This window comes from Pseudomonas sp. EA_65y_Pfl1_P113, from assembly GCF_963970525.1.
Classification (GTDB): Bacteria; Pseudomonadota; Gammaproteobacteria; order Pseudomonadales; family Pseudomonadaceae; genus Aquipseudomonas; species Aquipseudomonas tritici.
In genome coordinates this window covers 1-11,877 of the sequence record NZ_CAXAQM010000007.1, presented here as the reverse complement: position 1 = coordinate 11,877, position 11,877 = coordinate 1, and the positions used below count along the sequence as shown (strand labels likewise).

Annotated in this window: 10 protein-coding genes, 1 tRNA gene and 1 pseudogene; 4 read left to right on the top strand and 8 right to left on the bottom strand. The window is 57.8% G+C overall.

Annotated elements, in window-relative coordinates:
* Positions 1–8: 8 nt before the first annotated feature.
* Together oscA and dibA are read right to left on the bottom strand one after the other, a co-directional pair.
* Positions 9–191 carry a sulfur starvation response protein OscA gene (oscA, locus tag AACY52_RS08800; protein ID WP_003170956.1) on the bottom strand — a complete coding sequence of 61 codons (183 nt, stop codon included), beginning with the start codon at positions 189–191 and terminating at the stop codon, positions 9–11.
* 255 nt (positions 192–446) lie between these two features.
* The gene (gene dibA, locus AACY52_RS08795; protein ID WP_339427366.1) at positions 447–2,360 is read right to left on the bottom strand and encodes a phosphodiesterase DibA; all 1,914 of its coding nucleotides are present in this window, start codon (positions 2,358–2,360) and stop codon (positions 447–449) included.
* Between the two features lie 167 nt (positions 2,361–2,527).
* Between dibA and desA the strand changes: the two genes are divergently transcribed.
* Both desA and AACY52_RS08785 read left to right on the top strand, forming a co-directional pair.
* Complete coding sequence (desA, locus tag AACY52_RS08790; protein ID WP_065872791.1) at positions 2,528–3,712, top strand: delta-9 fatty acid desaturase DesA; 1,185 nt, start codon at positions 2,528–2,530, stop codon at positions 3,710–3,712.
* A gap of 187 nt (positions 3,713–3,899) precedes the next feature.
* Entirely contained in the window at positions 3,900–4,901 is a 1,002-nt protein-coding gene (locus AACY52_RS08785) for a sensor domain-containing diguanylate cyclase (RefSeq protein WP_339419867.1), read from the top strand.
* Positions 4,902–5,020: 119 nt separating this feature from the next.
* Here AACY52_RS08785 and AACY52_RS08780 read toward each other — a convergent pair.
* From AACY52_RS08780 to gabD, 3 genes and pseudogenes are all read right to left on the bottom strand, one after another.
* A pseudogene (locus tag AACY52_RS08780) lies at positions 5,021–5,146 on the bottom strand (histidine kinase); the annotation flags it as partial.
* Between the two features lie 140 nt (positions 5,147–5,286).
* Entirely contained in the window at positions 5,287–6,564 is a 1,278-nt protein-coding gene (gene gabT, locus AACY52_RS08775; protein WP_049710644.1) for a 4-aminobutyrate--2-oxoglutarate transaminase, read from the bottom strand.
* 185 nt (positions 6,565–6,749) lie between these two features.
* The gene (gabD, locus tag AACY52_RS08770) at positions 6,750–8,192 is read right to left on the bottom strand and encodes an NADP-dependent succinate-semialdehyde dehydrogenase (protein WP_339419866.1); all 1,443 of its coding nucleotides are present in this window, start codon (positions 8,190–8,192) and stop codon (positions 6,750–6,752) included.
* Between the two features lie 371 nt (positions 8,193–8,563).
* Here gabD and AACY52_RS08765 point away from each other — a divergent pair.
* Positions 8,564–8,640: transfer RNA gene (locus AACY52_RS08765), tRNA-Arg, on the top strand.
* Positions 8,641–8,745: 105 nt separating this feature from the next.
* On the top strand, positions 8,746–9,828 hold the full coding sequence (locus AACY52_RS08760; protein ID WP_339437370.1) for a site-specific integrase: 1,083 nt from the start codon (positions 8,746–8,748) through the stop codon (positions 9,826–9,828).
* Here AACY52_RS08760 and AACY52_RS08755 read toward each other — a convergent pair whose 3' ends face one another.
* The 3 genes from AACY52_RS08755 to AACY52_RS08745 form a co-directional block, all read right to left on the bottom strand.
* Positions 9,829–10,410 (bottom strand): hypothetical protein, encoded by a 582-nt coding sequence (locus tag AACY52_RS08755; protein ID WP_339531030.1) that lies wholly within the window; start codon positions 10,408–10,410, stop codon positions 9,829–9,831. It lies immediately after the preceding gene.
* A 1,037-nt stretch (positions 10,411–11,447) separates the two neighbouring features.
* Positions 11,448–11,744, bottom strand: a complete 297-nt coding sequence (locus AACY52_RS08750; RefSeq protein ID WP_339560424.1) for a hypothetical protein — start codon at positions 11,742–11,744, stop codon at positions 11,448–11,450.
* A gap of 12 nt (positions 11,745–11,756) precedes the next feature.
* Positions 11,757–11,877 (bottom strand): transposase (locus tag AACY52_RS08745; RefSeq protein WP_141228961.1); only part of this gene is annotated, 121 nt, incomplete at its 5' end.

Sequence of the window (11,877 nt, the reverse complement as noted above, 5' to 3'; positions counted from 1 at the left end):
GTTCTTGCTTAGCTCGGTTTGTTACCCGGATTCTGCAGACGGAATTTTTCTTTGCGTTCGATCTGTACCACTTGCGCGTTGTGCACAGTGATTTCCACCGCGCCAAACCGCAGATCGCGCAGGGCGCTCTGGATCTCACGCAAAATGGCTGCTTCGTCCTGGCCGTCGACGCTACGTAGAGATGCGCTCATGGTCTCGCTCCTGAAATGAATAGTGCCTCGCAGTGGCGGCACTGCTTGCGGCATGAGGGCGATAGTAGATAAGCGCGGATATTCTTAAAAATACTATTTGAGAATGTTTATATAACCAGAAAGAATTTTCTGGTGGGGCGTGGGGTTGCGCGTTGATTTCATTGATCAACGCCGAAATCAAGTCGCAAGCAGAGTCAAATATGGGAGCGAGCAAGTCGAATCGTCGCACCGCCGCTCCCACCTTTTGACCGTACTTCAAGCACGGATGGTGGGTGCTTTCGACCAATCAATTTCCTGCGCCGGCATCGGCCTGCCAAACCAATACCCCTGCCCCAGATCGCATTCCTGCTCCAACAAAAACCGCGCCTGCTCCACCTGCTCGATCCCTTCGGCCTGCACCTGCATGCCCATGCTTTTCGCCAGCGCAATCACCACCCGCACAATCGCTGCATCGTCCTCATCCCACGGCAACCCAGCGACAAACCCTTGGTCGATCTTGAGCTTCTGCACAGGCAGGCGCTTGAGCCGCAGAAGCGACGAGTAACCGGTACCAAAATCATCGATGGCCAGGCGCAAGCCCAGTTCGCGCAGGCGGTGTAGTTGTTCCAGGGCGACTTCGGGGTCGTCCATCACTGCGCTTTCGGTCACTTCAAGCTCAAGGAAACCGGGGTCGAGGCCCGTGTCGTGCAGCACTTGGGCGACCTGCTCGTACAGTTCGCGCCGCGCAAACAACCGGCTGGAAACGTTGACGGCGATAAAGCTCAACGGCACCCCATCGGCCAGCCATTGGCACATCTGCCGGCAAGCCTGGTCCATGACCCAAGCGTCGATATCGGCAATCAACCCGGTGCGCTCGGCAATCGGGATAAATTCCCCCGGCGGCACCAGGCCACGCTCCGGGTGCTGCCAGCGCACCAGTGCCTCGACGCCTATCAGGCGACTACCGTGCAGCTCATGCACCGGCTGGTAATAAACGCGCAACTCTTGCTGCTCGAGGGCACGACGCAGCTCATTGGCAATTTCCACGCGGTTCTGCGCAAGGGCGGTGAGTTCTTCGGTGTACAACGCGTAGCCTTCGCGGCCGGCGCTCTTGGCCTTGAACAGCGCAGAGTCGGCGTTGCGCAACAGCTGTTCGGCGCTCAGGGCATCGCTGGGAAAGAGGCTGATGCCAACGCTGGCGCTGATAAACAGCTGATGGCCGTCGAAGATGAACGGCTGCTTCATCGCATCGAGGATGCGTTGCGCCAAGGCGGCAGCCTGAACCACCTGTGGACAACTTTCCGCGAGCACCGCGAACTCATCTCCACCCAGGCGCGCCAGGGTCATGCCGGGGCCGAACAACCCCTGCAGCCGTTCGCCCACCTGCTTGAGCAACTGGTCTCCAACATTGTGGCCCAGGCTGTCGTTGATGATTTTGAAGTGATCCAGGTCCAGCAACAGCAGGCCGCAACCGCGCTTGTGGACTTGCGCCGAGGCCAGCGCCTGCTCGGCGCGGTCGGTGAACAGCAGGCGGTTGGGCAGATCAGTCAGGGGGTCGTGGTGCGCGAGGTGGGCCAGTTCGTGCTCGGAATCCTTGATGGCGCTGATATCGGAGAACACTGCGACGTAATGACTGGCGTGGCCTTGGTCATCGTGAATCACACGAATGGTTTGCCACTGTGGATAAATTTCACCGCTCTTGCGCCGGTTCCAGATTTCTCCGCTCCATTCGCCGGTGCTCTCCAGGCTCTGGAACATCTGCTGGTAGAAATTCGACGAATGGCGACCGGACTTGAACAGGCTGGGACGCTGGCCCATGACGTCTTCGCCTTGATAACCAGTGATCGCCATAAAGGCGCGATTGACGTGGACGATCAGCCCCTGGGCGTCGGTGACCAGCACGCCCTCACGGGTACAATCGAACACGGCGGCGGCTTGGCGCAGGCGCTCGCGGTTTTCCTTCAGGGGTTGTTGCAATTCGTGGGCACGGGCAAACCGGGCGTAGATCAGGTAAATCGCCAAGGCGCTGAAGGCCACCCACACATAGCCACTTACTTGCAACCAGTGGTTCAGCTCGCTGGGGTCATCGAGAAACTCGATCAATACCTGCCGAGTGAGGCCTATCCACAGAGTGGAAACCAGCAGGTAAAACAGCCCCGCACGCAGGGCACCTCGGCATGAAAACAGCATACGTTCATCAATCCTTACCCAAAAAAACAGAATCGTCCTACAAAGGCTGGGGATTATAGAATAAGAAACATCCAGTCACTCCTATCTGAAAGAGCGGCTGGTTTTCTGTGTAGGCTTAGTGATAATGCGTAAGCTGTTCTTTTCTTTATCTGAGGGCCATACAGCCTATGTGGTACAACGGTTTTCTTGACTTGTCAGCCTGGCAACTGGTTGCAGTCACCCTGTTGATGACCCACGTGACCATCGTTGGGGTCACGGTCTATCTGCACCGCTATTCAGCCCATCGCTCCCTGGAGCTCAATGCCGGCCTGAAACACTTCTTCCGCTTCTGGCTGTGGCTCACCACGGCGCAGAACACCCGCGAGTGGACTGCCATCCACCGCAAACACCACGCCAAGTGCGAAACCGTCGATGACCCGCACAGCCCGGTCATCAAGGGTTTGTCCACCGTTATGCGCAAAGGTGCCGAGCTGTACCGCGCCGAGGCCGAAAACCCTGAGACCCTGCGCATCTACGGCAAGAACTGCCCGGACGACTGGATCGAACGCAAGGTCTACACCCCTTACCCATTGTTGGGCGTGGCGATCATGGGCGTGATCGACCTGCTGTTGTTTGGCACGATCGGTATCACCATCTGGGCGATCCAGATGATGTGGATTCCGTTCTGGGCCGCCGGGGTGATCAACGGCCTGGGCCATGCCGTGGGCTATCGCAATTTCGAATGCCGTGACGCGGCGACCAACCTGGTGCCGTGGGGCATCATCGTCGGTGGTGAAGAGCTGCATAACAACCACCACACCTACCCCAACTCCGCCAAGTTGTCGGTGAAGAAGTGGGAATTCGACATGGGCTGGGCCTGGATCAAAGTGTTCAGTTTCCTGCGCCTGGCGAAGGTGCAACGCGTTGCGCCCATCGCCCACCGCGTCGAAGGCAAAGGCCACCTGGACATGGACACCGCCATGGCGATCCTCAACAACCGTTTCCAGATCATGGCCCAGTACCGCAAGTTGGTGATCGCCCCGCTCGTCAAGCAGGAGCTGGAAAAAGTCGATCACTCGGTTCGCCACCAATTCCACCGCGCCAAGCGTCTGCTGTCGCGAGAAACCAGCTTGTTGGATGACCGCCACCACCTGCGTATCCAGAGCATGCTGGAACACAGCCAGGCACTTAAAGTGATCTACGAAAAGCGCCTGGCACTGCAGCAGATCTGGCTGAAGACCAGTTCAAATGGCCACGATATGCTGGCAGCTATAAAGGAATGGGTGCATGAAGCTGAGGCCAGCGGCATCCAGTCCCTGCGGGATTTCGCCCACCAATTGAAGACCTATTCGCTGCGTCCTGCGGCGGTCTGACCGTAAGGTGGGAGGGCTTCCCCTCCCACCTTACGGCTTTTTGGCGTCATTTCTCGGACACCGGCAATCGATCCTGTTGACGGAACTTCACTGCAATTCGCCTCTCTCAATGAACACTTCGCCATCATGGTGGCCCTTGTAGTGACCGCTGTTTCAATGTGCGGCGCGCCCAGAGAGAGTTGTGCCGATGGTTCACGAAAAACCCTACTTGTCCGATCCGCCCACCGCTGAACATCCGCGTCCGGCTGCGGCGGCGACCCTCTTGGCGCTGGTGCACGCCCAGGGTGAAGTCGAACGGCTGAGTGAGCGCGAGCAGTTGCTCAGCTCAATGCTGGTGAGCGTGAACGCCGTGCTGTGGGCCATGGACTGGGAAACGCGCCGTGTACTTTATGTGAGCCCGGCCTATGAGCGGGTGTTCGGGCGCTCCGCCGGCCTGCTGCTGGCAGACCATAGGGAGTGGCGCAACAGCATTCACCCCGAAGACCTCGACTACGCCGAACACAGCCTGGCCCGCGTGCTGGGACAAGGCGCCGTGGAAGACCGCGAGTACCGCATCATCACCGCCGACGGGCAAATCCGCTGGTTGAGCGACAAGTGTTACATCAACCAGCAAATCGAACCTGGTGAGCCCTTGATCGTGGTAGGCATAGCCGAAGACATCACCGAAAAGAAACAGATGGCGCTGGAGCTGCACCGTCTCGCCACCACCGACGTGCTGACTCAAAGCAGCAACCGTCGGCACTTCTTCGAATGCGCCAATCAAGCCTTCGACAGTGCCTGCGCGCAAGGCGCGCCGCTGGCGTTCCTGCTGCTGGACATCGATGACTTCAAGGACGTTAACGACACCTACGGGCATCTGGAGGGCGACCAGGTACTGCGGCGCATCGCCGAGAGCGGTCGAGGGGTATTGCGCCGTGGCGATCTGTTCGGACGCATTGGTGGTGAAGAGTTCGCCGCCGTGCTGCCGGGCTGCGCGCCGGAGATGGCGCTGCAAGTGGCCGAACGCCTGGGCAAGGAGATTCAAGCGCTGAGTTTCAGCTACGAAGGCCAGGCGTTCAAGGTAACCATCAGCCAGGGCCTGGCCAGCCTCACCGAGGCAGACTCGACCCTGGACAGCCTGTTCGCCCGCGCCGACGCCGCCATGTACGAAGCCAAGCGCCTGGGCAAGAACCGCGTAATAGCGGGTTAAGCAATCGCATCCCCCTGTGGGAGCTGGCTTACCTGCGATAGCATCACTTCGAACTGCCTGAAGCACCACGCCACCTGCATCGCAGGCAAGCCAGCTGCCACATTGATATGTGTCGCCCGCTAGGCCTTGCGCACCCGCATCAGCTCAGACAAGCCAACTTTGAGCAGCCACGCCGTCTTGCCCTTGGCAAGCGCTTCCAACCCTTCATGCTCGGTCAATCGCGCCATCTGCGCGGCCACATTCATCCAGCACGCTCACTCGGTAATGCTGCGACCTTAGACAATGCCGCGGCCCACTGACAATGAACACGGCCTGAATGCGCTGGAGTGTGCATAAAAAAACCCGCCGAAGCGGGTTTTTTTCTGTCGATCAGGTCAGCGTCCGCTTACAGCTCGGAGAAGCACTCTTCAATGATCGCCAGGCCTTTGTCCAACTGCTCGTCCGGCGAGGTCAGCGGGACCAGTACGCGCAACACGTTGCCATAGGTGCCGCAAGACAGCAGGATCAGGCCCTTGTCACGCGCCTTGGCTACCACGGAAGCAACGGCAGCGGCGTTTGGTTTGTGGCTATCGCCACCTTCAAACAGCTCGACCGCGATCATAGCGCCCAAGGCCCGCACTTCACCGATCACCGGGTACTTGGCCTGGATGGCCTTGAGGCCCGTGACCAAGCGCTCGCCAACCGCTTTGCAGCGGTCCAGCAGGTGCTCTTCTTCAAACACTTCCATCACCGCCAGCGCCGCAGCGCACGCGATCGGGCTACCGGCGTAAGTACCGCCCAGGCCGCCTGGCGCGATGGCGTCCATGTACTCGGCCTTGCCGCACACACCCGCCAGCGGGAAGCCGCCGGCGATGGATTTGGCGAAGGTGGTCAGGTCGGCAGCAACGCCCATCTGTTCCATGGCGAAGAAGGTACCGGTACGACCGGCGCCGGTCTGCACTTCGTCGGCGATCAGCAGGATGCCGTGCTTGTCGCACAGTTCGCGCAGGCGCTTCATGAAGGATTTTGGCGCGACGTAGAAACCGCCTTCGCCCTGCACCGGCTCGATGATGATTGCAGCGATATCACGCGGCTCGGCATCGTTCTTGAAAATGCGCTCGATGCTGGCGATCGAATCGTCGTCGCTCACACCGTGCAGTTCATTCGGGAACAGCGCACGGAACACACCGCCTGGCATCAGGCCCATGCCGGCCGAATAAGGCACGACTTTACCGGTGAGGCCCAGGGTCATCATGGTGCGACCGTGGTAAGCGCCAGTAAAAGCAATCACGCCAGCACGGCCAGTGGCGGCGCGGGCGATTTTCACGGCGTTTTCGACGGCTTCGGAACCGGTGGTGACCAGCAGGGTTTTCTTGGCGAAATCACCTGGGACCTTGGCGTTGATTTTTTCGCACAGTTCCACGTAAGGCTCGTAGGCCAGCACCTGGAAACAGGTGTGCGTCAGCTTGTTCAGTTGCGCGGTCACAGCGGCGATGATTTTCGGGTGCACATGGCCGGTGTTCAGCACGGCGATGCCGCCGGCGAAGTCGATGAACTCGCGACCTTCAACGTCGGTTACGGTGGCGTTCTTCGCGGATTCAGCGAAGATCGGGTGAATCTGGCCCACACCGCGGGGTACAGCGGCTTCGCGGCGTTTCATCAGGGATGCGTTGGTCTTGCTCATAAAGTCCTCATTCGCCACTCATCGGGTGGCGTGGTCCAAGGAATACGTGGCGGGGAGGCAACTACGGCAGCATGCGATGATCGACTGCCACAGCTTTCCCGGCCACTACGAAGTACGGTGTGAAACACGCAAAGGGTCAGCGCTCTCGTGCCCTCTGCGTTTACAGCAGTGCCATGCCGGGCTCGTTAGATGCCCAGGCAGAGGTATTTGATTTCCAGGTAATCCTCGATCCCGTACTTGGAACCTTCACGGCCCAGGCCCGAAGCCTTGATGCCGCCGAACGGCGCCACTTCATTGGAGATCAACCCAGTGTTGACGCCGACCATGCCATATTCCAGAGCTTCAGCCACTCGGAAAACACGGCCCAGGTCACGGGCATAGAAGTAGGAAGCCAGGCCAAATTCGGTGTCGTTGGACATCGCGATCACTTCGGCCTCGTCTTTGAAACGGAACAGCGGCGCCAGTGGGCCGAAGGTTTCTTCCTTCGCGACCGCAGCGTTTTTCGGCACATTGGTAAGGATAGTCGGCTCGAAGAAGTTGCCTTCCATCACCTTGCCGCCAGCCAGCAATGTGGCGCCTTTGCTCAAGGCATCAGCAATGTGTTCCTGAACCTTGGCCACGGCCTTTTCGTCGATCAACGGGCCAGTGGTGGTGCCTTCTTCCAGCCCGTTGCCGATCTTCAACTTGGCCACGGCCGCTTTCAGTTTTTCGGCGAACGCGTCGTACACCGAATCCTGAATGTACAGGCGGTTGGCACAAACGCAGGTCTGGCCGTTGTTGCGGTACTTGGAGATGATCGCGCCTTCGACGGCCTTATCCAGGTCCGCATCGTCGAACACGATGAACGGCGCATTGCCACCCAATTCCAGGGAGACTTTCTTGATGTCCTTGGCGCATTCGGCCATCAACTGGCGACCGATTTCGGTCGAGCCGGTGAAGGACAATTTACGCACGATCGGGTTGCTGGTCAGCTCGCTGCCGATGTCACCCGCACTGCCCGACACCACGCTGAAAACACCCTTTGGGATACCGGCACGCTGCGCCAGCTCAGCCAGGGCGAATGCGGAAAACGGGGTTTGCGACGCCGGCTTGAGGACCATTGTGCAACCGGCGGCCAGCGCCGGGCCGGCTTTGCGGGTGATCATCGCGGCCGGGAAGTTCCAAGGAGTGATGGCGGCGGTCACGCCAATCGGCTGCTTGATAACGATCAGGCGCTTGTCGGGCTGGTGGCCAGGAATCACGTCACCGTAGACGCGCTTGGCTTCTTCGGCGAACCATTCGATAAACGAGGCGGCGTAGACGATTTCGCCCTTGGCTTCGGCCAATGGCTTGCCTTGCTCCAGGGTCATCAGGCGGGCCAGGTCTTCCTGGTTCTCGATGATCAGTTCGAACCAGCGACGCAGCTTGTTCGCGCGGTCCTTGGCGGTCAGTGCACGCCAGGCCGGTAGCGCCTTGTCGGCGGCTTCGATGGCGCGGCGGGTTTCAGCGGCGCCCATCTTTGGCACGGTACCGAGAATCTCGCCCGTGGCAGGGTTGTTGACCTTGATGGTTTGACCGTTGTCCGCATCGACCCAAGCGCCATCGATAAAGGCTTGCTGGCGGAACAACTGGGTATCTTTGAGCTGCATGTCGGCTTTCCTTAACAGCACCGCGCGCACGCGGAGCGAATTAGAGTTGTTGAAAGGCGCCTTGTGGGCTGCCGTCAGGGAAATCAGCCCCAGCGCGCGGAAGAAGTGAAAGAGCGCACGGGAGACAGAGCGTTTGAAATCTCAAACGAATCCTAGGATCAATGGGGGTACAGGGCAATAGGATGTTCGAAAAAAAGAACGAAAACGGCGCATTTGCCGGTTTTTTCTGATCAGCGTAGCTGGGCCAGATTTCATTGCATCGTTCGGTGGCGCCCAGCGCAGGGCCTCTATACCGCAGAGTCCTACACTCAAACGCCCGAAGACCAGCATGGACGCCCAAGGTCGACATGGGTATGATGTCGCCCGCACAAGCATCCGTAGCTCAGCTGGATAGAGTACTGCCCTCCGAAGGCAGGGGTCGTGGGTTCGAATCCCGCCGGGTGCACCATCTTCTTTCCCTTGTATTACAAGGGGATAGCGCTCCTGACAGAAACCTGTCCTAGTCCTGAAAGTCGTTTTTGCCACAAATTTGCCACACTCAAAAGTGGCGGGAATGGTCGAAATGGCAACAATCAGGAATCGCGGCGAGTATCAGTGGGAAGCGCAAATACGCCGTAAGGGCTACCCAGCCCAGCGCAAAACCTTCGAAACCAAAGCCGATGCTCAAGCCTGGGCACGCATGATCGAAAGCGAAATCGACCGGGGTATTTTTGTCTCTCGCGTCGAGGCTGAACGCACCGCCTTTCATCAACTTATTGATCGTTATATCTCTGAGATTGCTCCGAAGCACAAAGGCGTGTATTCGGAAATCAAACGTCTGGAAGCGCTCAAGCGTCATCCATTGGCAACACGTATCGTTGCAACCCTCACCTCTTCAGATTTTGCCCGCTACCGTGACGAGCGCTTGAAAATCCGCAAGGGTAATACGGTGAAGCGTGAGCTGGCTTTGTTTCAATGCGTGATCGAGGTCGCTCGACGTGAGTGGGGAATTCATATGGCAGAGAATCCCGTCAGGATGGTCAGCCGTCCCAGCTACAACGACGAGCGCTCGCGACGCCTTGACCCAATTGAAGAGCAATACATGCTCAGCGCACTAGAGCTTCGTGAGCGCCGAGCGGATGGCACCTACGCCGATGCATCACACAATCCATGGATACGGCCCATCGTCCAATTGGCGATTGAGACAGCGATGCGCCGTGGCGAGATTTTCGAGCTGCGCTGGAGGCATGTGAATCTGGATCGTAGAACCGCGCACCTGCCCGCAACCAAAAACGGCCTGCCCAGAACCGTCCCGCTTTCGCCGAAGGCTATTCAGTTGCTGAAGGACTTGCCGCGTTCGCTGTGCGGGCGGGTCTTCCCCACCACCGCTGATGCGCTCAAGAAGGCCTTTGTACGAGGTCTGGAGCGAGCCAGGCTGAAATACTTGGGAGATTGTGGGATGGCGCAGGTAACACCTCAGGAAGACTTCCTAGTCAATCTGCGCTTTCACGATCTGCGGCATGAGGCGACCTGTCGGCTTGCGACCAAGCTACCGAATCTGATCGAGCTTGCGAGCGTGACGGGGCATCGGGAAGTGAACATGCTGAAGCGATATTACAACATCACGGCCGAAGAGCTGGCTGCCAAGTTGGCTTGATCAGTCGAACTCAAAACCGAACTCAATAGCCATTTCTTTGAACTGGCTATTGGTTTGAGCTCGACTAACGGTAGCAGCACTCCGCTCAAGCGCTTTGGTTCTGTAAGCCGCATTGAACGCACTGATCAAATCTGCTTTCGTGAACGTAAAATTTGTAATTTGCCTCCGGGTCTTTTCCTTCAAACCGCGCACTGCAACTTGCGCAGCCTCTCTGCGGAATGATTCCATGATCAAAAACGCAAAAACGTAATCCTGGATCCAGCCTTCGGAAAGAGCCCAAATCAATATCCTTTGATACGTCGGCCAAGCCATATGCGTTTGACCGCTAACGTATCGCCGCACAGTCCTTCCGTTTTCCGTGCCTATGATGCTTATCAGTTGATCTTCTAGCGAAATTTTTGACATTCTCGACGTACGTAATACAAGCCCGACCAGGTATTGAATCCTGTCCGCAGGCACCCGAACCAAGAAATTTTTACGACCCGACTCGCTATGATTCGTGATTTCAATCGCCATAAAATCCAGGGCTTCATCAGGCGGCACGTCGGGTAAAAGTAGTTGGGGTTGAGTGCTTACGCTCATAAAGTGATATCCCTCTGCCAAAAAGCTGTCCTAGAAGTGAAACGCTTGGTTAGCGAAAACTGGAGTCACTCCAGAGCAATCGAGCGGAACCAAGATGACAGTAGATTACGAAACCATCCTGAAAATCCAGAAGCTTGGAGATGACGTTCTCATTGGTGTCGCGGAGGTAGCAGCGCTGACCGGCTTCAGCTTGCTGACAGTGCGCCAACGAAAACTGCCCGGGCTTGATCCTGTTCCTGGCCTTTCGCGGTTGAGATGGAGGCTGGGTGACTTGAGGCAGTGGATGCGTCACGGGTCGGCGGCGACATCTATACCAGGCTCCCCTCCCACTCAAATAACCGATCGGCGCACGGTCGGACGCCCGACCAAAAAGGCTCAGGTGGAGGGGCGAAAATGAGTAATTTGGAGATATCGGTTGATACCAGTGATCGACAAGGACCAGAGGACCAACTGAATGTTGGCGCCGGCGCCGAATTGACCCAGGTGCCGAGATATCACTGATCCGGGCAGACTCCTCGCGAACCACTACTTTTACTGGATTTGTGTTGACTTGAGGGTGGGTTCATCCCACGTCAGCACGTGGGTCAATTGAGCGTTGGCGTTAATAGACCTGCTGCCCGGCTTCAATGCAGCCCCCACCAATTGGCACCGGCAGAACAGCAAAAACTGGTGCCCCCCTTGCCCCGCTGCTACCTGTGGCCAACGGCGTGTGGTACTGAGCGAAGGCGGGTCGAAACGGCATATGCTGTTGGTACTGGCCTTAAAGCGTTGGGTCTCGCGGTTGGTCTGTAGCCTGACGAGCGAAGCACCCCCCCGTTCGCCGTGACTGCGAACGGTTGCTCGACCGGCTGGACCCGCGCAATCATCTGCCAATCAGCATCTAACTAATCGAGCACAGGACCCGCGACTAGCCTATTGCAATGAGGCGGCGCGGATCACTTGAGCAGTCCGCTACTCGATCAAGTGGACCGAAGTTCCAGATGCTAGCGCACGTGCGTCGGCTGCGTGTTTCAGGATCCAATCATCAGTCATCACGTTTACTTGACCAACACTTTATCGATTTCCTGAACCAGGGACCTTGGTGCGGGCGTATCGGCGTACTCCTGAGCCATCTGCATTGGGTCGACCATTGGCGTGGTTACCCCGTCGAAGGAGAAACCGCCGACCACATAACGTGCGAAGGTAGGCGACGCCGGGTCTTCGTCGACCTGCCAATACCCGTCATACCGTGTCGCCAGGTACTCGCCGATGTAATAACCGATACGGGTAATGAACCATACACGGTTGGCCTCACTGATCACTGCACTTCGAAAACCGCTGTCCAATTGGGCCAAAAATTTGGTTCTTCACGGATTGCCGGGAAAGACGCTCTTGATCTTCATGAAGAAGAACTCGCTGTCCCGGTAACCGTACGCCATTCGTTTGATGACCTTTATTCGATTGTTTATTCCTTCCAACTGACCGGTG

Coding starts and splice junctions, on each gene's coding strand:
- AACY52_RS08760 (WP_339437370.1), top strand. CDS start 8,746: ATGGTCGAAATGGCAACAATCAGGAATCGCGGCGAGTATCAGTGGGAA.
- AACY52_RS08755 (WP_339531030.1), bottom strand. CDS start 10,410: ATGAGCGTAAGCACTCAACCCCAACTACTTTTACCCGACGTGCCGCCT.
- desA (WP_065872791.1), top strand. CDS start 2,528: ATGTGGTACAACGGTTTTCTTGACTTGTCAGCCTGGCAACTGGTTGCA.
- oscA (WP_003170956.1), bottom strand. CDS start 191: ATGAGCGCATCTCTACGTAGCGTCGACGGCCAGGACGAAGCAGCCATT.
- gabT (WP_049710644.1), bottom strand. CDS start 6,564: ATGAGCAAGACCAACGCATCCCTGATGAAACGCCGCGAAGCCGCTGTA.
- AACY52_RS08785 (WP_339419867.1), top strand. CDS start 3,900: ATGGTTCACGAAAAACCCTACTTGTCCGATCCGCCCACCGCTGAACAT.
- gabD (WP_339419866.1), bottom strand. CDS start 8,192: ATGCAGCTCAAAGATACCCAGTTGTTCCGCCAGCAAGCCTTTATCGAT.
- dibA (WP_339427366.1), bottom strand. CDS start 2,360: ATGCTGTTTTCATGCCGAGGTGCCCTGCGTGCGGGGCTGTTTTACCTG.